This is a genomic window from Gilliamella sp. wkB7 (genome assembly GCF_001693435.1).
GTDB lineage: Bacteria > Pseudomonadota > Gammaproteobacteria > Enterobacterales > Orbaceae > Gilliamella > Gilliamella apicola_N.
Window position 1 is genome coordinate 1,212,267 of sequence record NZ_CM004509.1, and the last position, 25,552, is coordinate 1,237,818.

At 35.1% G+C, this 25,552-nt stretch carries 22 protein-coding genes and 1 tRNA gene; 3 read left to right on the top strand and 20 right to left on the bottom strand.

The features are described 5' to 3' along the window. Positions 1–570 precede the first annotated feature (570 nt). The 9 genes from A9G17_RS05230 to A9G17_RS05270 all read right to left on the bottom strand — a co-directional run bounded on the left by A9G17_RS05230 (position 571) and on the right by A9G17_RS05270 (position 6,987). Positions 571–2,916, bottom strand: coding sequence for a primase-helicase zinc-binding domain-containing protein (locus A9G17_RS05230; RefSeq protein WP_065737809.1), 2,346 nt, complete (start codon positions 2,914–2,916; stop codon positions 571–573). 10 nt (positions 2,917–2,926) lie between these two features. Beyond that, the gene (locus A9G17_RS05235) at positions 2,927–3,301 is read right to left on the bottom strand and encodes a hypothetical protein (RefSeq protein ID WP_065737810.1); all 375 of its coding nucleotides are present in this window, start codon (positions 3,299–3,301) and stop codon (positions 2,927–2,929) included. Between the two features lie 5 nt (positions 3,302–3,306). After that, positions 3,307–3,486, bottom strand: coding sequence for a hypothetical protein (locus A9G17_RS05240; protein ID WP_065737811.1), 180 nt, complete (start codon positions 3,484–3,486; stop codon positions 3,307–3,309). Continuing rightward, on the bottom strand, positions 3,483–3,692 hold the full coding sequence (locus tag A9G17_RS05245) for a hypothetical protein (RefSeq protein ID WP_065737812.1): 210 nt from the start codon (positions 3,690–3,692) through the stop codon (positions 3,483–3,485). Before A9G17_RS05245 ends, A9G17_RS05240 begins: the two co-directional genes overlap by 4 nt. Then, positions 3,685–3,921 carry a hypothetical protein gene (locus tag A9G17_RS05250; RefSeq protein WP_065737813.1) on the bottom strand — a complete coding sequence of 79 codons (237 nt, stop codon included), beginning with the start codon at positions 3,919–3,921 and terminating at the stop codon, positions 3,685–3,687. The genes A9G17_RS05245 and A9G17_RS05250 overlap by 8 nt, the downstream gene beginning before the upstream one ends. Continuing rightward, positions 3,914–4,453: a host cell division inhibitor Icd-like protein gene (locus A9G17_RS13160; RefSeq protein ID WP_216354842.1), complete on the bottom strand. Its 540-nt coding sequence runs from the start codon at positions 4,451–4,453 to the stop codon at positions 3,914–3,916. The genes A9G17_RS05250 and A9G17_RS13160 overlap by 8 nt, the downstream gene beginning before the upstream one ends. A 341-nt stretch (positions 4,454–4,794) precedes the next feature. Continuing rightward, positions 4,795–5,448 carry a Rha family transcriptional regulator gene (locus tag A9G17_RS05260; RefSeq protein WP_065737814.1) on the bottom strand — a complete coding sequence of 218 codons (654 nt, stop codon included), beginning with the start codon at positions 5,446–5,448 and terminating at the stop codon, positions 4,795–4,797. Positions 5,449–5,666: 218 nt separating this feature from the next. Next, positions 5,667–5,867, bottom strand: coding sequence for a helix-turn-helix transcriptional regulator (locus A9G17_RS05265; protein WP_065737815.1), 201 nt, complete (start codon positions 5,865–5,867; stop codon positions 5,667–5,669). Between the two features lie 484 nt (positions 5,868–6,351). Next, entirely contained in the window at positions 6,352–6,987 is a 636-nt protein-coding gene (locus tag A9G17_RS05270) for a hypothetical protein (protein ID WP_065737816.1), read from the bottom strand. A 135-nt stretch (positions 6,988–7,122) separates the two neighbouring features. Between A9G17_RS05270 and A9G17_RS05275 the strand changes: the two genes are divergently transcribed. Continuing rightward, positions 7,123–7,890 carry a phage baseplate protein gene (locus A9G17_RS05275; RefSeq protein ID WP_065737817.1) on the top strand — a complete coding sequence of 256 codons (768 nt, stop codon included), beginning with the start codon at positions 7,123–7,125 and terminating at the stop codon, positions 7,888–7,890. Positions 7,891–7,908: 18 nt separating this feature from the next. Beyond that, positions 7,909–8,244, top strand: coding sequence for a phage baseplate plug family protein (locus tag A9G17_RS05280; RefSeq protein ID WP_065737818.1), 336 nt, complete (start codon positions 7,909–7,911; stop codon positions 8,242–8,244). An 813-nt stretch (positions 8,245–9,057) separates the two neighbouring features. Here A9G17_RS05280 and A9G17_RS05290 read toward each other — a convergent pair. The 11 genes from A9G17_RS05290 to A9G17_RS05340 form a co-directional block, all read right to left on the bottom strand. Beyond that, on the bottom strand, positions 9,058–10,251 hold the full coding sequence (locus A9G17_RS05290; protein ID WP_065737820.1) for a PAAR domain-containing protein: 1,194 nt from the start codon (positions 10,249–10,251) through the stop codon (positions 9,058–9,060). Positions 10,252–11,232: 981 nt separating this feature from the next. Next, on the bottom strand, positions 11,233–12,483 hold the full coding sequence (locus tag A9G17_RS05295) for an integrase domain-containing protein (protein ID WP_065737821.1): 1,251 nt from the start codon (positions 12,481–12,483) through the stop codon (positions 11,233–11,235). A 183-nt stretch (positions 12,484–12,666) separates the two neighbouring features. Continuing rightward, positions 12,667–12,742: transfer RNA gene (locus A9G17_RS05300), tRNA-Ala, on the bottom strand. A 125-nt stretch (positions 12,743–12,867) separates the two neighbouring features. Then, entirely contained in the window at positions 12,868–13,869 is a 1,002-nt protein-coding gene (gene secF, locus A9G17_RS05305; RefSeq protein WP_065737822.1) for a protein translocase subunit SecF, read from the bottom strand. Positions 13,870–13,878: 9 nt separating this feature from the next. After that, complete coding sequence (secD, locus tag A9G17_RS05310; RefSeq protein WP_081301688.1) at positions 13,879–15,735, bottom strand: protein translocase subunit SecD; 1,857 nt, start codon at positions 15,733–15,735, stop codon at positions 13,879–13,881. Positions 15,736–15,795: 60 nt separating this feature from the next. Next, positions 15,796–16,128 (bottom strand): preprotein translocase subunit YajC, encoded by a 333-nt coding sequence (gene yajC / locus A9G17_RS05315; protein ID WP_065737824.1) that lies wholly within the window; start codon positions 16,126–16,128, stop codon positions 15,796–15,798. Between the two features lie 189 nt (positions 16,129–16,317). Then, on the bottom strand, positions 16,318–18,135 hold the full coding sequence (gene nuoN / locus A9G17_RS05320; protein WP_176714255.1) for an NADH-quinone oxidoreductase subunit N: 1,818 nt from the start codon (positions 18,133–18,135) through the stop codon (positions 16,318–16,320). A gap of 180 nt (positions 18,136–18,315) precedes the next feature. Further along, positions 18,316–19,860, bottom strand: coding sequence for a complex I subunit 4 family protein (locus tag A9G17_RS05325; protein WP_065737826.1), 1,545 nt, complete (start codon positions 19,858–19,860; stop codon positions 18,316–18,318). A 17-nt stretch (positions 19,861–19,877) separates the two neighbouring features. Continuing rightward, on the bottom strand, positions 19,878–21,614 hold the full coding sequence (locus A9G17_RS05330; RefSeq protein ID WP_176714256.1) for an NADH-quinone oxidoreductase subunit 5 family protein: 1,737 nt from the start codon (positions 21,612–21,614) through the stop codon (positions 19,878–19,880). A 107-nt stretch (positions 21,615–21,721) separates the two neighbouring features. Further along, positions 21,722–22,024, bottom strand: coding sequence for an NADH-quinone oxidoreductase subunit NuoK (gene nuoK / locus A9G17_RS05335; RefSeq protein WP_065737828.1), 303 nt, complete (start codon positions 22,022–22,024; stop codon positions 21,722–21,724). Between the two features lies 1 nt (position 22,025). Next, entirely contained in the window at positions 22,026–22,517 is a 492-nt protein-coding gene (locus A9G17_RS05340) for an NADH-quinone oxidoreductase subunit J family protein (RefSeq protein ID WP_065737829.1), read from the bottom strand. Between the two features lie 351 nt (positions 22,518–22,868). Between A9G17_RS05340 and ppc the strand changes: the two genes are divergently transcribed. Then, positions 22,869–25,514, top strand: a complete 2,646-nt coding sequence (gene ppc / locus A9G17_RS05345; RefSeq protein WP_065737830.1) for a phosphoenolpyruvate carboxylase — start codon at positions 22,869–22,871, stop codon at positions 25,512–25,514. The last annotated feature ends 38 nt before the right edge of the window (positions 25,515–25,552 follow it).

Sequence of the window (25,552 nt, forward strand, 5' to 3'; positions counted from 1 at the left end):
ATGACTCAACATATACCTAAAAATTCTGGTTGTAAATGTTTCTTACTGGTGCTTAATGAATAATAAAATAGACTTTAAGCCTTGTGTTTGTTGGGTTTGATGTGTTTTAAAGGGTTTAAAAGAATGTTACTGATTCTTGAATTGGTGGGCCAAGGGAAACAGAATCATATAGATAAACACACTGAAAATACTGGAAGATTAACTTTTAAAAATCGAATCGTATACCTAAACGTATACCTAAAACAAAAAGTGCCCCCCAATATTAGGTATTTTAATCTTGCCAAATTGAAAGGTTAAAAATTGGTTTTAGAATTTTGACGGTGTAAAAATTTATCTAGGTGAGCGGTATCCGTTAATTATGTTTTAGATTTTTTATACCTCCCCCCCATAAAAATAAAATTTTATAAAAAAGTATGCACGGTGTTCACTACCTGCTTGAAGCCTTATTCTAAAAGGGTTTGAGTGGTGTATACTTGAATGTTTACTATTCACAAGTATACACTTTAGGTATTCACTCAATAAAAAACCGCCAATTAGGGCGGTCTTATTTTAGTGGTTCAATTTGAGCTACTAGTTAGGATCTTCGGCTTTAGGTAGCCAATCTTTACACATATCTGGGTTTATTTCTAAATTAGTTTTTACCCCTATATTAGTTCGTTTTTTAATGTACGCCTTTCTATTTTCTTTTATGGCGTAATTTAATGATAAACCGAACCCACTCAAGGACAATGGATTATTAAGCCCTGTATTTCGCACATACTCAATATAAGCATGATATAAATATTTTTTAGGGTTAAATGGTATTATGCCTAAATTACCCATAAGCATACCATCGGGATGATCCAGCACATCAAGATAACTACAAAAATCTACCAAGTGGTCAGATTCGCGTTTAATCGCCGTCGCTTCGTCTGATTGTTGTTGCTGGTGTAGTCTTTCTTTGGCTTCTGCTGGACTGGTAAACTCATTTAATAGCAACCTCACAATTGAGGGTAGCTCTTGCTCTATTTTGCTAACCAAGTTTAAATCTCGCTCTTTTTCAGGGATAACCTCGCCAAAGTGAAAGATAACCCGACGCCGTGATATACCGCCGTTACGCTCATTAAATCTCATTGCCTCGTTATTGATAACCAAGACTACCGCAGGGATTTTACAAGAATAGGGTTGCTTGTGTTTTGGGTCTATTGTGACTTCATCACCGCCAGTAATCGCTTTTAATCCTGCACCACTGCCCATATATCGCGGTTGGTCTGGTAATATGACTAATGAGTAACCCACGATTAAGGCTCTGTCCCTTGCCTTTTCTAATGCGTCCATAGTGCCTATTACAGTATTGTTTTTACCTGATAACATCGTCGAAATTTCAGCAAAAACACTTTTACCGCTACCGCCTGCGCCTGTAACCTCTAAGAATAATTGCCAGTCATGACGATTAGCCAATATCATATATAGCGCAGCTAAGATATTTTTAGCCTTATCTTGATTGCCTGATGCTCTTTTTAGCCATTTAGCAAAGTTCGGTGCGTGAGTTTCGAAAGATTCATTTTCTTTGGCAGGGTAATAATCAATATCATTACTTACCAATAACCAATCTTGCTTATTGTGTGGTCTGAAAGTTTGTGTCTTCAGCTCATAAACACCATTTTTAAAACAAATTAAATCCTTTTGAGAGCTTCCCATTGCAGGTAAAGATAGTCTGAGGGTTTCAACCGCAGAACTTATGCGCATAGGGTTAAATGGCTCACCTGATTGATTAAATAAATCGGCTAATGTTCGCATCAAAACTTTATCGCTAATGGGTTGCCATGCATTAGCTTGATAGTAATAAATTTCATCGGTAGTAAGATTAATAGCAAGGTTATTATCATAATATTGATTAAGCAGTTCGGCGCGCTGATTTGATGCCATTTGCGATAAATTCATGTTTTGGGTTTCAAGTTTTTTCAAGTTTTGGTTGTTCGTATTTGTTAAGGTTTGAACGTTAATTTTTGATAAGTTTTTATCGAATAAAGCTGAAGTTTTCTGAAGTCCGAATTGTTGTCTATAATCATCCCAATCACATTTATAATCAGTGTCAGGGATTGTGTAATAACCATTTACCGCTTTAGCCGCTTCTATCGCTTTTTCTTTACCTGTGTTTTTATGATTACCTATATCATTATCACCCGCAATAATAATATTTACGGTAGTATTAACCTCACGAATAGCGTTAGCCACATGAATAAGGTTGCCTGCATCAATAGCAGATATCACCATTGACCGATGGCGGAATTCCGCTATCGATATACCTGTGGCTAATCCCTCGCAAATAATAATCTCGGTAGCTGTGAGTAATTCTTTTTTTACCTCGTCAGGCTTGCCCAAATTTGGGCTAACCCATATAAAAGCACCTTTCTTATTTGAGCCTCTCATTAAGCGCTTATTTCCGTTTGGCTCGATAAATTGACCGCCTGTATATTCACTGTTGATATTAATCAAAGGTACAAAGATACGCCCATCATCTAGCAAGGTTAAATCGAACGTTAACCCTTTTTCAGTGAGGTAATCCGACTGCCCTAATATTGCTTTAGATAGTAAATATTCAACCTTTTTAAATATGGTCTTACTCTGTAGGTCGGATTTCAAATCCGAGCTTGTGGCTTTATGATTATTTAAATTTAAGCATTCAGCTACCTTACTACTAGCTTTTTTAGAATCACAATGATAATAGTTTTTGATAAGTTCTAAGCCGTCACCGCTACCGCATTGATTGCAGATATAAGTACCGCGCCCATTTTTATTATCAAACCTAAATCTATCTTTACCACCGCAGACAGGGCAAGGACAATGCTTTCCATTACCCACCTCAATGCCTAATGAACTAAAGATTGATTGCCATTTACCCACCGCTTCGGCTGTAATTTCGTTTATTTTCATTACCGCCACCTTAGTGAATTGTCGCGTTAGATTCAGCTTTGATATCTTCGACTAAACCAATAAACAATGTTGAAAGCAATTTTTGCCCGAACGGAGTTAATGAAATAGGTTTATCTGCGTTTTCTGTGTACATGTCTTTTAACGCGCCATAAGTGCGATTTAATCCCTCGCTTTCGCCGAAATTCTCAATCAGGTATTGCTTCAGGTTGATTTTTAACCCTAGTACAATTAAATCTTTGTTAATATCAATTTTAGTACCCTCATGAATAAATACTTGACTATCATTTTTGTTAATCTGCTCAATTAAAAACAAACTTGCCACTATTGCCATAACTGAATCAACGATGATATGGTGAATTGCGGTTACTTTTTGCTGATTATTCATGATAATTACTCCTTGATTTGTTCCATATATCTTCTAACTTCGGGCGGTAATCGTTTGGTTAAATCTGCTAGCAAGTGCGGAATGTCAGCCTTGCCAAAAGAAATAATTTCCACATATTTGTTATTTTTGAGTCTTAGCGCGGTAATAGTCCCGTTACTATTGTATTTGAAGTCAAATTCTTTCATTTTCGCCCCTTAGATTCAGTTTCACTACTAAATAGCTTCTTAGAATCAGTTATTAAGTCTGATATAGCCCATAGCACATATGAGCGTAACTCGTCACTTAATTTTGTATCTTTATCACATTCAGACATTAACAGGGTTGTAATAGCGTTCGCTTGGTCGAGTTTAGAGTTGATACTATCAACTGCATCTAATGAGATATTAGCCATTGTTTTTATCTCCTTTGAAATCGATATTTAACAGTTCCTTGTAAGCATCTTCGATTAAGTCCCCAGTTGCCCAAAGTAAGTTCCCTATATCGCAATGTTCAATAAAAGGTTCTTCCAGTCCCTCATCTTTATAATTGTGATTATCCAAAATTACCTTAATCATGCTTTGTGCTTGTGCTAGTTTAGTTTCAATATTATTTATTAATCGGTGGTTATGAGCATTATTCATGACTGTAACCTCCCCAAGTTCTGACTCGTTCAATGATTGGCGTTATTCGAATTCTGGCGATAAAGATAAGAGATTGCTTGCCTAAATTTTTACGTGCTTGTCGTTCGGTTGTTGCTGTAGTTTGGATAACTTGAGCGGTTGAAAGGTCGTAAAATTTAAATAGTTTTTGTGTGGATACAATAGGGGTAGGGGTAGTAGTCATAATGACAGCCTCCAGTAGATAATTATTAAGATAATCACCGCTAGAGGTTCCAATCTCGTTGGCGGTGACGTTAGCAGGGTTGGAACTACTAGCTCTACTGGATGCTAGCCATCCTTTCGGATGCCCCACTAACGCCACCATAGAAAAAGATTTGATAAATAGGCGTGCGTAAGCATTGACACAAAAAAAGACGCTTAGGGCGTCATGTGTCGCCAGTAGGATAAACAGGGTTCCAATCCTGACACTAGATTTTGCTAGTGCAAGATTAATATAGCCCAAATTCTGAAATTCATGCAAGCGATTTTTTATTTTCGTGCGAATTATTGCCACTTGTCGCGAGAAACTCACCAAACCAAACAAGAAATAATTTACTATCTTAATACCACCAAAAAGTGGTATTTGTTTTCTTGGTCTCTTTTTTATGGACTGACAAAACCAAGTTATTAGTATTCTGCTTTCTCTTTTTATGGACATGCAAAACCATTTTTTTAAATTCAACCCCATGTAATGAGTTTTCTGACGCATACGCGCGCGCGTAGTGATATCAATAAAATCTTCCCTAACGTGTCGGAAAATTGCGCCGTAGTGATTCTCATGGTGATTATTTAAGGTTTGGGTATACATCGGAATTGCTAAATTGTTATATAAGCTTGTAGCCATGATTAAGCCCTCTAACGTGTCCTTAAATTCTTTATATTTTTATTAGAGGCGATTAAATCAGACAATGCATTAATTCTTCGTCCAACCTCCCTTATCGCTTCGGTAGGGTTATCTATTTCATTAAATACCGCTGATTCGATTTGTTGTAAGATAATTAGCGCTCCTAATTGTTGTTCGTTAGCGGTTTGTCTCTCTCCTGAGTATAACCCTGTAAATCTGTTTTCAGCTTTGGCGAGATTAATATAATGGTATGGTTTAACATCTTTCATCATTGATAAAGCGTAACGGCTCTGATGATAGAAAGGTAAGTATTCGCGTTTTACTTTTTCGCGTTCTCGGCTATTAGCAAAGGCTTTAGTTACTCGCACTTTAAAATCAATAATTTGTTTATGATTTTTACCTCTTGCAATTCGACTAATTAAATCGAATTGATTCTCATTGAGTAGCACATAAGTAATTGTTACACCTCCAACGCCTCTTTTTCTCGATGCCTTTTGAAAAGGCAGTGAGCCAAATTCCTTTAAATCATTCTTATTCGAACGAATCAAATTCATTAAACTTTTATGAGTAATTCCCATTTCTTCAGCCACTAGACGGCTATCAATTCGCGGCTCTTTGGATTGCGTCAATTCAATGTCGTTATTTTTAATAATTAGATTTGTCATTTTTTGTCTCTCTTAACGTGTCGAAAAATTCCCCTTTTAGCTGAATTTAGGCAAGGGGATAACGAAGCTCAATTTTGAGCTTTGCTTTAAAATCAATTGGTTAATTTAGTTTTTTTTAGCTAGACACTTAACGCGAGATTGGCTATCATTGGAGGCGTCATTATTCCAACGCTAGCCCTTTATCATTTCGCGATATAAAGGGCTTTGCTTTATCAACATTAAGCCACCTCACGGCGTTCTACTCTGCGAGATTCAAGCCAAGAGTGAATTTCATCAGCACGATACCCGACTCGACGCAAACCAATTCTTATCTTTTGTGGGAATGTTTTGTCTCTCTGTTCCAACGTATAGAGGCTAGTGTCAGATTTGAAGTGTAGTAATTTTTTAACTTCTTTCTTTGATAAAATTGTATTTGTCATCTTTTATTTCCTTTATTTATCATTGGTTATCATTATGATACTGTATAAGCGCCCAGCATTCCATTAAATTAGGAATTACTTTAAAATAAATGTAATTCCGCCAAAATAATCAAGTTCCATTAAAATAATCAATGTCACACTAACAGTATAAAAAATGGTCTCACATAGAAAAAAGTTAAAATATACATCATTGTTTTATTTATTTTTGTGTTGAAAAATTTCATTATGTTTAAGATAATCAGTTTCATTTGGTCTCATTCAGTCTCATTCAGTACCAATAAGCATCAATAAGTATCATTCAGATAGTTACAAACATTTGTTAATTTTTACAGATTTTTATATTTTTTACGGCACAATTTAGGGGGAAAAAAGGAAAAAAAGGGAAAAATGGATAAAAAAGATATTAATATTCAATAAGAAGATTGTTTTCTAAAGCGGAAATGACCAGCGGACTTTTAGACAATTGGTCATTTAAATTAGAAGATTAGTTTTGAGTATAAGAGAGCGCCAACTTGGCTTTTTCATAAAATGACGATTTGGATAAACCATCTAAATTTAAGTTATGTTTTTTTGCCATTTCATCTATGGCTTTTTTGATTACTGCAATATTAGGTTTTTCAGCAGTTCCATAAGAGTTACTTTGTTTATCGGCAATTAACTTTAATAACATGCCCGTCATTTTATAGATATTTGTTTGTTCCTCATCTTTCTTATACATCCCTCTTTGGCTTTTAGAGAGGTCAGTACCTGTATCTAATAATTCCTGACCTCCCAACTTGTAAAGAGTTTCTCGCCACTTTTGCGTACCAGTTATATTTATAATAGCTTTTAATGCGCGCTGTTTTACTGGCTCAGGCGTGACCTCTTCATCAATCAAAGTATAAGCGATGGTAAACATAATATCTGATGAGTATTTCTGATAAAAGCCCCCGCCATACGAGGAAAGACAACGCTCAATATAGTTTCGATAAGAGCGGAAATCAGCCAATTTATCTTGTGGTATTTCTTTTATCTTAATATATGGATCTAGGCCACATAATAGTAAAGCTAATTCTTTGGATTCAATCATAGGTAATTTTGTCGCTTGTTCAAAAATCCCCATTTTGGCAAAACTTACCATTCACACCACCTAATTATCAACGGATGTAATAAATACACTTTAACATACAGTTAGATACATTATAACACTGTATCTATATACATGAAAATAATCGTGATAAAATTGGAGGATCAAAATAAATTTTAGGAAAGAATAATGACCTTTCAATCTATATTAAATAAATCAGCGACAAATACAGGTTTAATTATTACAGAGGCTGGTACGTTCAGCCTAGATATTAACACCGTAGAGCAGCACACATCAAAATTACGAGTAACAGAAAATCCGATAGAGAACGGGGCGAATATTGCTGACCATGCGGTTTTAGACCCTAAAGAAGTCACCGTTAACGGAATTGTTGTTAGTTATGAAACCAAGCAGAATTCAATAACGGATTCAATAACGGCTTCAATTGATAAACTGCTCGGAGTTGATGGTTCTGAATATCCGTTACCAATGAAAATCAGACCTATAACGGAGCAGGCAGAGAAACAGCTCAGGCGGTATTATGAATCGCGTAATCAGACCATCGAAAAAACAGTTAATAATGTCGTTGCTGATTTTCTCCCCGATTATCAATCGCCACTACTCAATAATCTATCATCAGACCGTATCAGTGATGCCCATGAAAAACTGCTAGCAATACAACGTAGCGGCACGCCTGTAACATTACAAACAAATACTCGGCAATATAAAAATATGGTGATAACGTCAGTCGGACTGACTCAAAAACAAAATACATCAGGTGAGTTCACCATAACTTTTCGTGAGGTATTTATCGTCGAAACCCAAACGGTTAACGGTTTTAAAATGCATAAACCGAAAGTTAGAAACTTGGGCAGAGTCCAGCCGCAGGAGGTTACGGGCGAAGCTAAACGCGCGATTCTTGAAAGATTATTTGGTAAAAAGCCATTTTTTGGATAGGTAATAGGAATATATAACATGCATACTATACAAATAACATCAGATGACGTATCAGAGCAGTCATTATCACTATACAATATGAATCTAAAATTGACGTTGCGCTATAACTCTATTTTGCGAGGCTATCAATTTGATTTATTCGATATTGATAAAAATAAATTTATTACGAAAAATAGAGAGTTATCGGTTGGTGCTCCATCGCTCATTGAGTGTAATTTACCGTTTGTACTGATACTGGTTGATAAATCTGGGCGCGGAGTTAACGCGAAATCTAAAGAGGATTTCAACAGTAGAATGCAAATTGTGATAATGGAAAAAGGGGAGTGGCGTGCGTCACTTAAACGCAAAGAGTAGATAGTTGTAAGCCCTTTGACGGGCTTTTTAAATTCAACCCCATGAAAGGGATTTGTAAGTTGTCTTTATTATGAAGATAACTGTTTTAATTTAACGAAACTACATAATTTTTGCAGTTCCCGATTAAATATTTTTAGTTTGTTAATTCGATTGCTATTTTTTCTTTTTATTGAAAGAATACGTGATGTTTTCTAACCGACCTATAGCAACTATATATGCAATTAGAAAAAATATAGCAGACGCAATAATAAAATCGTTGTGCAAATCACGAAAAAAATTTTTTCTAGCACAAATACTACAGTGTATTCCTCCTAGCAAATACATCCAAATTATCAGAATACGTCGAGTCCATTTTAATGGTTTGTTGTATTTATAATCCTTTTCCGTAAAACGAGAACGGCGGAAATAATAGCAGGCGCACAAAGTGGCTATAGATAAAAAATAATAAATAAAAATGATAAACATTATTCCGATTCGCTATCTTTACTATTTTTTCTTTTTATCAAAAGGATGTATGATATCTTCTACCCAACATACCGCAAATATATATGCAATTAGAAAAAATTCAGCTGAAAATATTATAAAATCATTTTCTACGTCACGGAAGAAACCTGTTCCCATAAGAATACTTGCGTGCGTTCCCGCTAACAAATACGACCAGATTATCAGAAGTCTTCGCTTCCACCTTAACGGTTTGTTATATTTATAATCCTTTTCAGTGAAACGAGAACGGCGGAAATAATAGCAGGCGCACAAAGTGGCTATAGATAAAAAATAATAAATAAAGATAATGAACATTTTTAATCCTTTATATTATTGAATTTTATATTGTTCACCGTTAGGGCGCGTACATAAATAATAGTGCGGCGGCTCTTCATCAGCAAATGTGATGACTATAACTATTTGACAGCTATCCGCTAAATTCCGCACATTTGTAATTGTTTCAGACTCAGGAACAACTAGCGCGGGCTCATCAGTTTCTTTATTATAAAAGAAAACATTTTTAACGTCATTAAAAATGCTGGACAATGAGGCTATATCAACGGCTACTTCACCTGCCAGCGCTAACTTTTTCATTTGCGTATAATGTCTAACTAAATCCTGCCGCCCGTAATGCCATAATTTTTTTATTGGTGTTCCAAGTTCATCCTTTTTAGGTACTAGTTTGAGTTTGCCACGCACAGATATTCCTATATCAACCAAATCATAAACCAGCGTTCCTACTGACTCAGACATACCTAATTCCCGAGCTGCTGCCTGATAGGTGGATTTCAAAAAACCGTCCTGACCAGTTACGCCCTCCTGTATGCTGTTCAAACCATGAGCGCCAACATATGCACCAATTACACAACCGATCCCAGTTGTGCACATAGCCGCACCAGTTGCAATCATAGCTAAACCACCAAAAATGGACAATCCTCTTATTATCCATTCTCTTGATTGTTCGCTAAGACTTTTTTCTTCTTCCTTGATTTTCCCCGCGCCTTGCTCATACGTCATAGCGCCACTGTCTACTTGCTCAACAATATCATTAGCAAATACTTCGACTTCTTGCTTGAACGCCTGCTTAATATCATCATGATATAGATGTTTTTCGCATAACTCATCAGCACATTGTAAGAGACGGCGTGCATCAATTCTAATTAAATTGTTTTCGTCATCATTCGTGGAACTCAATTGTTTTTGATTGCCTGTAAACGAATTAGATTGAACAGAGCCACCACTAACCCCAACGTACATAGTGCTTTTTAACGCTAAAATCCTATGGCCACCAACTGGCGAGCATTTACACGCAACAATACAACCATCATAGGCAACGGGTTTACCGTCGATAATAAAGTTGTCTGCTCCCTCTATAATTCTGCCTGTGCTATTGCATTTAGGACAGGAAGCCAAATCACCTAATAGAGCGATGCCCTCGCCATCACTATACCCCTGACCTGACGCGGTGATAATCCTACCACCATAATTAGTTGCATCACCCAAAATAGCTACTTGCTTACTCATACTACCTCCTCACATTGTCTTTATATCCATTGTGAATATGTCTATAGTTTATACAATATAGCCGTGTTAGTCTGATTTTTTGTGTAAATGAATGTAAGAAATTACTGCTAAGTTATCTATTGCCTTTTTATCAATAAAATCAAAGGGCGCAAAATTGCGCTCTGTTTTTATGGACTCAAGGAACTATAACCTAGCCAAGAGAAGAATTTTAAAAATATCTTTACAACAGGGCTTTTTGGTGCTTTTTGTACCCATAGTGATATCAATAAAATCTTTACAGCTTATAAATATTGGTTTCTTTTCACACAGTGACAATCCTTATAGCTGGGAGGGTGGGTCAAAAGTTCATAACGAAGCATCCTAAAAATCACCCGTCCCCATTTATACGTATAACCGCGAATTGAAATAATTTTTTTGCTCGCTATTACTAAATGGGTAACCAAATAGCTATGGTTGAGTAACTCGAATAAATGTAATAAACCTGCTGACTTTTTAGCAGATTGCAAATGTAATACCTGCATGGTGGAAATCACCATAGAGCATTTATTCTTTTCCTCCAATAATAGCCCTGGATCAACCTTAAAATCACCCTAACTTAACATTATGATTAATAATTATTTTAATTATAAAATAACGCTATATAAATATTTTTATATTTCAATTAGTTAATTACAGGATCAAGATTATTTTTAAATGTGTATAGTAGTGAACAGTAGTGAATACTAGTGAATACCAAAAAATATATATAATAAGTATATAATATATTGATATATATAAATTAATATTAGATTGGTGAATAGTAGTGAACACTTTATATTAAAAGTTTAAGATTATGGGGAGGTAAGCATAAAAACAGCCTAATGACTGGGTAAATAAAGGGTGACATTTTAAAAAGCACCCCTCAGATATGAGGAGTGGTTATTATGGAGAATTGAAGTATGTAACCCAAATATGAGGCACGGTATGAATAGCGCGATATGGTTAATGATTAACTAGCTTTAAATTGCGGTTACCTGATAGTGAGACATTTCCTTGGCTTGCTTGCTCGACAAAGTCACCCCACCAGTCAAGCATAATTCTGCGCTGTTCTAGGTAAGTAGCACGGTTATAGGCTCGCCTGACGCTATTAGTATCAACATGGGCTAGTGCCGCTTCAATAATATTAGGGTCAAAGCCTTGCTCATTTAATATCGTGCTTGCTAAAGCTCTTAAGCCATGCGCAACAAGCTTATCTTTATATCCCATGCGCTTTATTGCCATGTTAGCAGTACTACTATTCATCGGGGTTGTATAAGGCGGTTTCATACTTGGGAATATATGCTCTCTATGCCCACTTATAGGCTTCATAATTGATAATATAGCCATAGCCTGCTTATTGAGTGTAATAGTATGCTCTCGCCTCATTTTCATTTTTTCGGCAGGAATAACCCATAAGCAATTGTCTAGATCAATCTCTTGCCATTTTGCCCCTACCGCTTCATTTGGGCGTGTCATTGTTAATAATTGCCATTCAATCAAGCAACGCGTTTGTAATTCGATTCTGGCCATAGCAAGGGATTGCATAAATTGGGGCAGCTCTTGCGCGTTTATTGTTGGCATTTGCCCTTTTATAGGGCTTTCAAAAGCATCTTTTATCTTGGCTGCTGGGTTAGCATCAATCAAGCCTATATTCACCGCATAAAACATAATCTCATTGATACGTTGGCAAAGTCTTTTAATTGTTTCTAATTTACCATTAGCTCTTAGTGGCTCCATGGCCTTAATAAATTCTTTTGCTTTTAATTTAAAGATTGATTTATCACCAATATAAGGAAATAAATGTAACTCTAACGATTCCCACGTTCTTTTTAAGGTGCTTTCAGTTAGTCCTTTGCCACTTTTAACTTTAAACCAATCAGCGGCTACCTTTTTAAAGGTGCTAGTAATTTCGTCATGCTTACGTTGTTCTTGTTCTGCTTTGTGCTCTTGAGGATCTACACCTTGCTTTATTAATTCTCGCGCTTCATCTCGTTGTTTTCGCGCTTGCTGTAGTGAAACCTCAGGATAACTACCGAAGCTAATTAATGCGCCCTTTTTGGTATATGGACGCGTATACTTAAAACGCCAGATTTTAGAATTATTCGATTTAACTAAGAGATACATACCACCGCCATCAAATAAAGAGTAATCTTTATCTCTTGGTTTGGCTGCTTTTATTTGGGTGTCTGTTAATGGATGTGTTTTCCTTGCCATAATTATTTTAGGTATACGATATATAAGTATATTGCGTCTGTATACCTAAGCATATACCTAAAAATTATGGTTGTAAATGTACCTTACTGATACTTAATGGGCAATAAAATAGACTTTAAGGCTTGTTATTACTGGGTTTGGTGTACTTTGTTGGGTTTAAAAGAATGTTACTGTTTATTGAATTGGTGGAGCCAAGGGGGATCGAACCCCTGACCTCAACGCTGCCAGCGTTGCGCTCTCCCAGCTGAGCTATGGCCCCAATAGAAAGGTAGAAACTTCGGGTAATGATATGCAACTAAAGATTAAGTGTCAATCTATTTGATTTTATTTGTCTGATAATTAATCAAAAAAATTCTGCCACAATAAGTGTGGCAGAATATGGGTTTAAGGTAATATTGAAGGTTGATCGGCGCCTTCAGCCTCTATTTTTGGAGGCATAAAGTGCTCACGTTTAACACCTAGTTTAAGTGACATGTACGCAGCCACATAAATCGATGAAATCGTTCCAAGTACAATACCAACTCCTAGTGTTTCTGAGAAGCCTTTCAACATAGATCCACCAAAAATATAAAGGATAACAACCACAGCAAGCGTTGTACCTGATGTCATTAAGGTTCGATGCAATGTCTGAGTCAAAGAAATGTTAATAACATCGTAAGGTGATGCTCGACGTATTTTTCTAAAGTTTTCACGAATTCGATCGAATACCACAATGGTATCATTAAGTGAATAACCTATTATTGATAGCATCGCCGCAATAATTGTTAGATCTAATTCACGTTCAAACAGTGATAAATACCCAGCAGTTATTACAACATCATGCGCTAATGCAACTACAGCACCAGTACCAAATCGCCATTCAAAACGAAATGCGATATAAATTAGAATACAAACTAATGCTGCACAAATTGCCAAAATACCATCTTGAGCAAGTTCAGCACCAACCGTTGGTCCAACAAATTCAATTCGTTTAATTTGTGCATCTTCATCAATTTCTTTATGTATTAAATTAGAAATTTTTGTACCTAATGCATTATCGATTACTGATGATGTATCATCGTCCTCTTGTTTGGCGGAAGGTAATCGAATGATAATATCTTTACTGCTACCATAGTATTGTACAATCGGTTCATGATAACCCGCATTACGCAAACTATTACGTAGATCATCAAGATTAACGTCTTTGGTCACGGTTATTTCAACAGTCGTACCACCTGTAAAATCTTGTCCAAGATTAAAACCTTTAACAAAGATAATAACAAATGATGCCACTACCAATAACATTGAGATAACAAAAGCAACAAAGCCAAATTTTAAAAAGTCGAGGACTCTGCGGCCATGATTCAATTCTCTTACATCATGATTTTCATTTTTATTAACAGTCACAATAAACCTCTAAATTGATAACTTATTAACACGGCGACCGCCATAAATAAGATTGGCTAATGCACGAGTACCTACAATCGATGTAAACATTGATGTAATGATACCTATACCCAATGTTATCGCAAAACCTTTGATTGACCCTGTACCGACGGCATAAAGGATAATCGCAGTAATTAATGTAGTTAGGTTAGCATCAAATATACTGCTCCAAGCTCCTGCATATCCTTCATTAATTGCATGTTGAACACCACGACCATTACTGAGCTCTTCTTTTATTCGCTCATTAATCAGAACGTTGGCATCAACCGCCATACCGACCGTTAATACTATTCCAGCAATACCTGGCATACTCAATGTGGCTCCAGGCAATAGGGACATGATTCCGACAATTAAAATAAGATTAGCGACTAATGCAAGGCTTGCAAATACACCAAACAAACGATACATAACTAACATAAAAATAACAGAAACTAATAAGCCCCATACGCAAGATTCTAAACCTTGTGTAATGTTCTCTTGTCCCATTGATGGCCCAACTGTACGTTCTTCAATAATTTGAATTGGTGCAATCAGTGCCCCTGCTCTTAATAATAGGGATAAGTTTTTAGCTTGATCAACGCTACTAATGCCCGTTACTTGGAATCGTTCACTAAAAATACCTTGAATTGTCGCAACGTTAATAACTCGTTCTTGTTTTTCAAGAATCGGTTTATCATTTTCATCACGTTTGCCGGTATCTTTATATTCAACAAATAATGTAGCCATTGCTTTGTGAATATTTTTTTGAGTGAAGTTTAACATTGCCTTACCACCTGAACTATCAAGGGTAATGGAAACTTCTGGTTGACCATATTCATTAACTCTGAACGTCGAGTCGGTAATATGATCTCCCGTTAAAACGATACGTTTATAAAGTAAAACAGGACGTCCATTTTCCATATATTTGATTTCAGATCCGTAAGGTACACGCATTTCACCTGCAAGCATGGCTGGTAAATTGGCGGTGTTTTCTTCATTTACTTGTCTAAATTCAAGGGTAGCAGTTGCACCTAAAATACGTTTAGCTAATGCTGTATCTTGAATACCAGGCAATTCAACGACAATTCGATCTGCACCTTGGCGTTGGACGATCGGTTCAGCCACACCTAATTGATTTACACGATTACGTAAAATGGTTGTATTTTGTTGAACAGCATCATTTTTAGCTTGTTGTAATCGTTGTTCACTAACGCTTAAAGTAATACTGTTTTCAGTTTGAGAGATAAGTTTGAAATCTGGGAGGCCATTGATCTTAGTAATGGCTTTGTTACGGTCTTCGGTATTATCAAATTGTATGACAATTTGTTGGTTACCGTCTTTATTAAGTGCTTTATATTTTAATTTGCTATTATTAAACTCAAATTTTAAATTTTCGATGGATTGTTCAGTGAGTTTACTTAATGCAGTGGTCATATCAACTTCCATTAAGAAGTGAACACCACCTCGTAAGTCTAAACCGAGTTTCATCGGCTCTGCACCTAATACAGTAAGCCATTTTGGTGTTGCTGGTGCCAAATTCAAAGCAACAATATAAGCGTCACCTAGCTCTTTGGAAATCAGCTCTTTAGCTTTTAGCTGGGTATCGTTATCACCAACACGGATTAAGACAGATTTATTTTCAAAAACAAATGATTTGGTTTCAATGTGATTATCTGCCAAAATTTTTCTGATTTTATCTTGTGTGGTAATATCAATGTCAGAAGTATTTGAACCAGAAATCTGTATAGCAGGATCTTCACCATAAATATTTGGAAGTGCATAAAGAAGGCCGACGCAAATCACGACGACCAACATAATGTACTTCCACAAAGGATAGCGATTTAACACGACGTATTCTCTTGTGGGATTAGGTAATTAACACAATGAACTATAATAGGAAACACACTATTATAGTGATTTCATTGTCCCTTTTGGTAAAACAGATGTGATAAAGTCACGTTTGATCACAACTTGAGTTGAATCATTTAATTCTAACGCAATATAACCATTTTCGTTAACTTTCGCTACTCGACCAATAAGTCCACCGTTAGTTAATACTTCATCACCTTTAGAAATAGCAGCCATTAAGTCACGATGAGCTTTAGCACGTTTTTGTTGTGGGCGCATAATCATAAAATAGAAAAACAAACCAAATACAACTAACATGATAGGTAAGAAATAAGGATTATTTTCAACTGTAGCGCCATCAGCAGCATAAGCATTAGAGATTAAAAAGTCCATACAGGTCCTCTTGATTCAAATAAAATATTAAAGGTCAGAATTATAACACAAGAAACAAATCTGTTATTAACTATTTCTTGTCAAGAAGTTTCAGATTCACTATACGTTTAAGTATAAAAAATAGCGTTCTATATTGGATAATATCATGATAATTCCGCCAACATAATAATGAAGGCGGAAACGTGTTTATTAGGTTGTTAAGTATTGCGCCATGCTTACCAAGTTGAATAACCATTTTGGATAAATGCCGCAAATCAAAATTAATAGTGCAGATAAACCAATAATAAGTTCACTTGTTTTTATATCTTGCCATTTCAACTTAATTACTGGATTGTTTAGCAATTGATCATCGCGATAAGTTGGTCTGATATAAAGATTGATTATCAAACGTGCATAGAAATAGAGTCCTAATGCACTACCTATTACTACAGCGGCTATCAACCACCACAATTCCGCAGTGACACCTAATAATACCAGTAAAAATCTACCTACAAAGCCTGCCGTAAGCGGAACCCCCGCTAATGATAATAAACCTATTCCCATGGTTAATGCTAATATCGGTCTACGCCAAAATAGACCTGAGAGGTCAACTTCGTTTTCATGATCTTGCAGCTCGTTTGAATGAGACTCTAGACTAATAACACCCAAAATACAGATGTTTGCCAAAATATAACCGATCAAATAGACGCCAATGGTTTCTAAAGCAAGCACTTGATATTGAACAGAGATTAAAGCGATCAATAAATACCCGAAATGTGCAATTGAGGAGTAAGCAAGCAACCGTTTCAAACTGGTTTGCATTAACGCAACTAAATTACCCCATAAAATAGACAAAAAGGCCATGATGACCAAAATCATACGAATGGTTTCATTATTAACAATCGGCGCCAATAAAAACAATCTTGCAATAGCACAGAATAATGCAACTTTACCAACTGTTGATAATAGTAAAGCCACAACAGTAGGCGCACCTTGATAAACATCAGGCAACCAAAGCTGGAATGGAACCAATGATAATTTAAAGCCTATACCAACGAGCATTAAACAAACTCCCATTAGTAATAAATTACTTGGATAAGACATCGTTGAGAGTTGATAACTTAAACCACTAAAAGTAAGCTCGCCTGTTGTTGCATAATAAAAGGCAATTCCCATCAATAAAAATGCACTCGCCACAGCCGATAAAATCATATATTTAACGGCGGCTTCTAAGGAGTGCGTTTGAATATATTGATACCCTATTAATCCGACAAAAGGTATTGAAAGCAATTCAATACCAATAAAGAATGAAATTAAATGGCTAGCATACACAAGCGTTATACCACCCAAGGTCATAAACAATAAAATGACGTAAAAAAGACCATGATGTAAATGCTCTTGTACAAACCAACGATAGGCCAAACAAGATACGGTAATGGCTATAATTAAAATTAAGCTAGTATATAATAATCCATAACCATCACAGGTAAAAAGTGCAGTGATTTGACGAGCTTTCCAGTATGCTTCAGAAGAATCTGTTTGTGGATTGATATCATTTTTATTGCTATCAACCGTCATAGTCGTCGCATCAGTATTAGCATTACTTTCAGCAGGAGTACTCACTTCGGTATTAGCGTTCGTTACAGTATTAGTACCAGTTTCTCCATTAGTGTTAGTACTAGATTCAGTATTAGCGTCAGTCCCTGAATTAGTATTAGTTTCTCCATTAGTGTTAGTACTAGGTTCACTATTTGTGTTGGTTCCTGAATTAGTATTAGTTTCGCTATTAATGTTAGTACTAGGTTCAGTATTTGTGTTGGTTCCTGAATTAGTATTAATTTCGGTATTATTACCTTCATTTTTGGTATCAATTTGCGTATTAACACTATTTTCACTAGACGAGATACCAGTTTCAGTTGGCACAGCATCTACGGCAATAGTTTCCTCATTTGAAGGCACAGCGTCTTGAATTGATGTATCAGAATTATCTGACATTTGCATATTATCATTACTAATATTAGTAATCATTTGGGTGCTAGATGAAATATTGTATCCAATAATGACGGCACAAGCTAAAGCACATCCTAAACCACATATGGTTGTCAAGGCGCATATTTTTGTATTTATTTTTAAGGAAGCTAATAAGATAAGCAAAACAATGATAGTCAAGCTTATTACAAATATAGGCGATAATGCTATCATAAGTTATTACTCTCCAACTCGTTCTGCAGTTATATTTTGCTGTGTTTGATTCACCACAGAATAAGACATATCTAAAACTATTTGCGGATATAAGCCAATAAAAACAAGTACAATAAATACACTAGCAAGTAGCAAAAGATCTCTTTTACCAAGTTGATGCTTTGTTACACAGCTTTTTTCAACAATGCCATAAAATATAGGTTGCATCCGAATAATAAAAGAAATAGACAATAGTAATAAACCAACAACAAGCAAAATTGTATAAGATGAAAAAGATGAATAACTGCCAAGCAACATCATATAATTTCCAACAAAATTAGCTGTACCTGGAATACCTAAAATTGCTAACATAAAAAATAAAGTGAAGGAAGATATATAGCGTACTTGTTGTTTAAGACCCGTAAATTGATTAATGTTGCGTGTTGAATAACATTCTACTAACAAGCCACTAATCATGAACATGCCAACGATAACTAAATTAATAGCAATCATTTGTATTACAATGCCTTGATAAGCAATAACAGAACCACTATAGATAATTGCAGTTACAAATCCCATCAAAGCGATATGTACATAAGCAATTAATTTTTTAATGTCGGTTTGAATAAATGTCAGTAATGCCGAGTAGATAACCGTAAGGAGTGCCATTATCATAATTAACGGCATAATCATAACAGAAGCATTAGGAAAAAGTGGAATAACAATACGTAACAAGCCGAATGTCGAGGTTGTGAGTAATAATCCACTTATCATCATTGAGCCAGTAGTTGATGATTCAATGTGTGCATCAATAAACCAGCTATGAAAAGGTACAAACGGAATACGTATAATAAAGGCAGCTAAAAAACCTAACATTAACATAAATTCAGTATAACTTGAAATAGGTGTTTTGGTTAGTTCTTGGTAATCAAATGTCCAATGACCAGATAAAGTCCAATTAATTAAAGCTAATGAGACAATTGAAATTAACATCAGTAAACTACTAATTTGTGTATAAATTAAAAATTTACTTGCTCCATTAAAACGTAATTGAGAATTTGAGTCTCGCCTTCCCCATAAAGAAATTAGGAAATAGATCGGGATTGCCACTGCTTCCCAAAAGAAGAATATTAAAAATAGATCAGTTATGACAAATAACATCATAATGGCAGATGTCATAAATAAAATGCATAAATAAAATAAACCAAAATTATTAGGGCTTTCTTTGCTTGAATAACCAATCGTTAGTAACACAATAAATAGAGTTGAGGTAATTAAAACTAGTGATAAGCCATCTAAGACTAAATGAAAGTGAATATTAAGCAAAGGAATCCACTCAATATTAACTTCTTTTTTCCAATTATTGCCTTGTTGTAAAACAGCTATCCCCTCTTGCCATAAACTAAGTGATAGCAATAAAGTTATAAAAACGGTTATGAAAGCAATAAGCATCGGTAATTGATACCAACGCGATACCATTCGAGAGGATCTTACAATCCGCAATAAAAATACATGGCATAACCAACTAATAAATCCACCTATAACAGGTAAAAAAACAAGCCATAACAACATGAATGATTACACCTTTATTAAATAAAAATCAGCAACATTAATATAATAATGCTACCTATAACAATAGATACCATATACCATCGAATATGCCCATTTTCTAAGCTGACAATATATGAGTTTATTTTTTTTATGCCCAACATAATCCAATTATCCCAAATCGCCAATGGATCTTTTTTAAGCATGTTAGCTAAATACACATAAGGTTTTACAAAAATGATACTTAGCAAATAATCAAATCGCCAATCGCAACTACATAATCTTACAATAAATTTAACCATTGGCGTATTTAATACCTCTTGTACTTCACTATTTGGGTGCGCATAAAAAATATAAGCAATAACAAAGCTTAATATGGTTACGGCTGCTAATAATAATTGAAACGATAGCTGACTATTAGTATCCAGTTTGGCAATTGGAATAATATTTTGAGTCGGTATTGGGAAATAGATAAAAATGGCCGTCGCAAATATGAGTAAGATAAAAATTGGACAATAACTAATCCATTTAGTTTTCGCAAATTCAGCAATTTTTGGTTTATGATAAAACACTATAAAAATTAGGCGCCAAATACTTAAACTGGATAGCAAAATACCTAATAAACCTATCGTTCCTGCCATTAAATGATCTTTAATCATTAATCCCCAAATAATATTACCTTTAATATAAAATGAAGCTGAAATCCAAGGAATCGCACTTAACGATAACATAATAATCAAAAATATGGCATAGAGAACTGGAAATGATTTTGCAAGTCCACCGAGTTTATTAATATTTCGCTCACCTTGACATTTTTTGAGTAATATTGCCGATGCTAAGATTAATAAAGTACTTGTTATAACATAGTTAATTAAACAATTAAGCGATGACCCCCAACTTTGAGTTGCAAAAGCATAAAACAAATAACTAATTTGAGCTAAATTAATATAAGTTACAATTCGTTTAACATCACTTTGTACTAAAGCAATTGAGCTTGCAAATAAGACCGTCAGCGAAGCGAAAATAGTCATGATGTCTAACGTATCACTAGACATGATAAACAAGTTACTTAATCTTAAAATCAAGTATACGCCAGCTAATATGACTGTAGATGATTGCATTAAAGCTACCGCAGGCATTGGCGCTAATGTTGTTTCGACAAACCAAGATTGCATTGGAAAAAGAGCAGACTTACTAATGGCTCCTAAAAATAGCATTAATGTGATCCAAAAGATAATATCGGAGTCAATCGCTAAATTATCATGAGCTTGGGTTAAAATCTCACGTATATTTAAGGTATCTAAAGTTTGATAAAGTAAGAACACACCAATGATTAAAAAAATATCCGTTAAATGCATAAGCACAAAAGCTTTAGCGGCAGCATAACCATTTCGCAATTGTTTATAATAGATACCAATAAGTAAGTAAGTACTTATACTTACACCCTCCCAACCTATTAACATAACCAATAGATTATCAACCAATATAATGGTTAACATACTCGCGATTAATAAATTGCTATAGGCATAAAAAGTATAAACATCTTTTTTTGATGTTAAATAACTTGCCGCAAAGAAATAAATTAGTAATCCCAAAAAAGCAATTATCACTAAGAAAGTTAACGATAAACCGTCTAATGTTAATGATAAAGGTACGACAAAATCCCCAACTGAAAACCAAGTCCATAATGGTCTGCTGTACACTAACAACATATCCGGTACTGTGTTTTTTATAAAATCAATACAGGTAAACATAGTAATAAGATTTGTTATTAGCATTGTACTAAAACCGATAATCATGACATTAATCGGTCGAAGATGTCTACCCAAGCAAACTAGCAATAAAAAAGACAGCAAGGGAATAATAATAGTTAAGTAAAGTAAATTCATCCTTTCATTTCACTCAGTGAATCAATGTTAAAGATTTTACGGCGATAAATTAATTTCGTAAGCAACGCAAGTCCTACACAAGCTTGAGCTAATACAGTAATCACCGCTAAAATAGCAAGGAGTTCTCCTTCCGATTGTTGCCAATAGCTACCTGCAGAAACTAATGCAACAATAGCACCATTATTCATAATCATAAGGCTTAACAACAAAAAATAGAGATTACGTCGAATCATTACCCCTAATAAACCTATCACAAATAAAATTGAGGCAAGAATAAGGCTATACATAAGAGGAATCATATTACTTCTCCGACAAGAGTCGATGCATAAAATGATAAGAGATCACAATTGCACCTAATAATAAAAAACCAGCGAGTTCAGATATCAAAATGTAAGCATATACTGACATTTCGTGCATCAATTCATGCGACTCATTGATCTGTGAATAGTCAGTACTAACTACACCATAAATAAGAACAACGAGTAAAATAAATGCTAACACTAAAGGCCCTAACCAAATTTTAGGGCTGATACCTCGTTTTCTATTTTCAACATTATCTATACGAATTCGCAATACAATGGCAACAGATAGAAACAAAGTCACTGTGCCGGCAATAAATAATAAAATGTATAAAACAACAGAAAAATATGCATCAAGCAAAATAAATATTAAGGCCGAAGAAAAAAGCGAAACCATAAAGTACAAAAGAGCCTTATCAACACGTAAGCAACTAATTGCTTTTATACCGGCAAACACCGCAATAATCGACGCAATATAGAAAACAATAAGCATCAAATAATAATCCAATATGCATTTATAGTTTTGTTAGTATATACCCAAATCATATCAAGATACAGTTTACTGACATTGTGTTAACAGAAAACAAACATAAAAAAATGAAATTTGGTTAAAAAATGATAGAAAATTTTGTTTTTATCAATCAATAAAGTATGACAAATATAATTAAAACGTTAAAAAAAATAAAAATTATAAAATTTTATGATTTAAATTCAATATGGTATTGTTATAAAGTATATAAGTTAAGCACATTAACTAACATTTATCCCAACACCTTTAAATTGTCATGCTCATTAGGCAGCTTAAAGTTTGTTTTGACTTAATAAAGATAAAAACGAGAAGATAATGAACAGTGAATATTCCTCTATGCGAAGCAACGTCAATATGCTAGGTACTTTACTAGGTGATGCAATTAAACGGGCAGCAGGCAATGATACTTTTGATTTAGTTGAACAAATCAGACAATTATCAAAATCAGCTCAACAAGGTAATAAGCAAGCTCATAATAAATTACTTAAATTAATTGAAAATCTTAACGATGAAGATTTATTACATGTGGCTCGTGCATTTAATCAGTTCTTGAATTTAGTTAACACCGCGGCAGAATATTATGGAATATCCCCACATGGTGAAGCATCAAGCAGTCCCAAAAAAATGACAGAACTGTTTAGTACGTTAAAAAATCTTAACTTCTCAAATCAGACGATTACTCAAGCCATTAATGACCTTTCGATTGAACTTGTGTTAACTGCCCACCCTACAGAGATCAATCGTCGAACCATGATAAATACTTATACTGCGATTAATAACTGTTTATCGCAACTTGATCATGACGATTTAGCTGATTATGAAATAGAGCGAATTATGCGCCGTTTAAAACAGTTAGTTTGTCAAGCATGGTACACCGATGAGATTCGTAAAAAAAGACCAACACCACTTGATGAAGCTAAATGGGGCTTTTCGGTTATTGAAGATAGTCTTTGGGAAGGTGTACCGCTTTTCTTGCGTGAATTTAATGATCAGTTAGTCGATGCTTTTAATGAACAATTATCTGTTGAGCACGTTCCAATTAAATTTACTTCGTGGATGGGTGGTGATCGCGATGGCAACCCTAATGTAACAGCAAAAGTGACTGAAAAAGTCATGTTGCAAGCCAGATTAAAAGCAATTGAGCTTTTTTTAGCAGACATTCAAATTCTGGTTCGTGAATTATCCATGACTGAGTGCAGTCAATCTGTCATCAATCTATTAGATGAAAATAATAAAACAGCAACTGAACCTTATCGCGCGGTAATGAAACAATTGCGCGCACGTTTAGTAAAAACCCACAGTTTTATAGTATCATTATTAAATAACGAACAAGTATTACCTCCAGCGGATATTTTAATTAAAAACGAACAATTGTGGATGCCACTCTATACGTGTTATGAATCATTAATCGAAAATGGCATGTCAACGATTGCACACGGACCATTGCTTGATACTTTACGACGTATAAAAAGTTTCGGTCTGCAACTGGTTAGATTAGACATTCGTCAAGATAGTTCAGTGCACACTGAAGCACTGGATGCATTAACCAAAGAACTTAACTTAGGCAGTTATGCAGAGTGGTCAGAAGAAGAAAAACAAGCTTTTTTGTTAACTGAACTTCAATCAAATCGTCCACTGTTACCTTACCATTGGCAACCAAATGAAATGGTTCAAGAAGTTTTGGATACCTGTCGAGTTATAAAAAAAGCAGGTGAAGAGTCCATTGCTTCATATGTGATCTCAATGGCCAAAGCGCCTTCAGATATCTTGGCTGTTTACTTACTATTAAAAATAGTTGACTGTCAAAAAGTGATTCCTGTAGCACCATTATTTGAAACCTTAGACGATTTAAATAATGCCAAGACAGTTATGCAAAAACTGCTTGATATTCCATGGTATCGCGAAAAAATTAATGGTAAGCAGATGGTCATGATCGGCTATTCTGATTCAGCTAAAGACGCTGGAACGCTTGCTGCATCATGGGCTCAGTATCGTTCACAAGAAGAGTTAGTTAAATTATTCGAAAAATATAATATTAATTTAGTTTTATTTCATGGCCGTGGTGGTTCAATTGGTCGTGGGGGTGCCCCTGCACATGCTGCATTATTGTCACAACCCCCAGGATCATTAAAAGGAGGACTTCGAGTCACCGAACAAGGTGAAATGATTCGTTTTAAACTCGGTTTACCCGAAGTGGCTCTCAGTAGTTTGATGTTATACGCATCAGCCATTTTGCAAGCAAATTTATTACCACCACCTGAACCTAAACAGGACTGGCGAGATATTATGGACGAAATGTCTGATATCTCTTGTCGTTGTTATCGTAGTTACATTCGTGAACGTTCTGAATTTGTTGATTATTTTAGAGCAGTAACCCCAGAAACTGAATTGGGTAGATTACCACTCGGTTCTCGTCCACAAAAAAGACGAACAGGTGGCGGTATTGAAAGTTTAAGAGCCATTCCATGGATTTTTGCTTGGACACAAAATCGTTTGATGGTTCCCTCTTGGCTTGGTGCAGGAACAGCACTTAAACAAATTATCGAAGAAGGTAACAAAAATCTACTTAAAGACATGTATCATAATTGGCCTTTCTTTAATGCACGTTTAGGTATGCTCGAAATGGTGTATGCTAAAGCAGCACCAAATATCCATGAATATTATGAGCAAAGACTTGTCGATCCAGCCTTGTGGCCGTTGGGAGAAGAATTAAGAAATCTTTTAACTCAAGATATCAACACGGTACTTACTATCACCGATGATATCAGTTTGATGGCTGATCTACCATGGATTGCAGAATCTGTTGCATTACGTAATACCTACATTGAGCCACTAAATTTATTACAGGCTGAATTATTAAGTCGTTCCCGTAATCGAAATGAGGATGAAAATAGTAACGTTGAACAAGGATTAATGATCACCATTTCTGGTATCGCTGCAGGTATGCGTAACTCGGGATAGTTGAAAACAGCAAAAAAATAAAAAGAGCAATTGCTCTT

Coding starts and splice junctions, on each gene's coding strand:
- A9G17_RS05260 (WP_065737814.1), bottom strand. CDS start 5,448: ATGACAAATCTAATTATTAAAAATAACGACATTGAATTGACGCAATCC.
- A9G17_RS05250 (WP_065737813.1), bottom strand. CDS start 3,921: ATGAATAATGCTCATAACCACCGATTAATAAATAATATTGAAACTAAA.
- A9G17_RS05325 (WP_065737826.1), bottom strand. CDS start 19,860: ATGTTGTTATGGCTTGTTTTTTTACCTGTTATAGGTGGATTTATTAGT.
- A9G17_RS05230 (WP_065737809.1), bottom strand. CDS start 2,916: ATGAAAATAAACGAAATTACAGCCGAAGCGGTGGGTAAATGGCAATCA.
- A9G17_RS05295 (WP_065737821.1), bottom strand. CDS start 12,483: ATGGCAAGGAAAACACATCCATTAACAGACACCCAAATAAAAGCAGCC.
- A9G17_RS05240 (WP_065737811.1), bottom strand. CDS start 3,486: ATGAAAGAATTTGACTTCAAATACAATAGTAACGGGACTATTACCGCG.
- nuoN (WP_176714255.1), bottom strand. CDS start 18,135: ATGATTACTAATATTAGTAATGATAATATGCAAATGTCAGATAATTCT.
- A9G17_RS05235 (WP_065737810.1), bottom strand. CDS start 3,301: ATGAATAATCAGCAAAAAGTAACCGCAATTCACCATATCATCGTTGAT.
- A9G17_RS05330 (WP_176714256.1), bottom strand. CDS start 21,614: ATGCTAATAACAAATCTTATTACTATGTTTACCTGTATTGATTTTATA.
- A9G17_RS05290 (WP_065737820.1), bottom strand. CDS start 10,251: ATGAGTAAGCAAGTAGCTATTTTGGGTGATGCAACTAATTATGGTGGT.
- ppc (WP_065737830.1), top strand. CDS start 22,869: ATGAACAGTGAATATTCCTCTATGCGAAGCAACGTCAATATGCTAGGT.
- yajC (WP_065737824.1), bottom strand. CDS start 16,128: ATGGACTTTTTAATCTCTAATGCTTATGCTGCTGATGGCGCTACAGTT.
- A9G17_RS05245 (WP_065737812.1), bottom strand. CDS start 3,692: ATGGCTAATATCTCATTAGATGCAGTTGATAGTATCAACTCTAAACTC.
- A9G17_RS05265 (WP_065737815.1), bottom strand. CDS start 5,867: ATGACAAATACAATTTTATCAAAGAAAGAAGTTAAAAAATTACTACAC.
- A9G17_RS05270 (WP_065737816.1), bottom strand. CDS start 6,987: ATGGTAAGTTTTGCCAAAATGGGGATTTTTGAACAAGCGACAAAATTA.
- A9G17_RS05280 (WP_065737818.1), top strand. CDS start 7,909: ATGCATACTATACAAATAACATCAGATGACGTATCAGAGCAGTCATTA.
- nuoK (WP_065737828.1), bottom strand. CDS start 22,024: ATGATTCCTCTTATGTATAGCCTTATTCTTGCCTCAATTTTATTTGTG.
- A9G17_RS05275 (WP_065737817.1), top strand. CDS start 7,123: ATGACCTTTCAATCTATATTAAATAAATCAGCGACAAATACAGGTTTA.
- A9G17_RS05340 (WP_065737829.1), bottom strand. CDS start 22,517: ATGCTTATTGTTTTCTATATTGCGTCGATTATTGCGGTGTTTGCCGGT.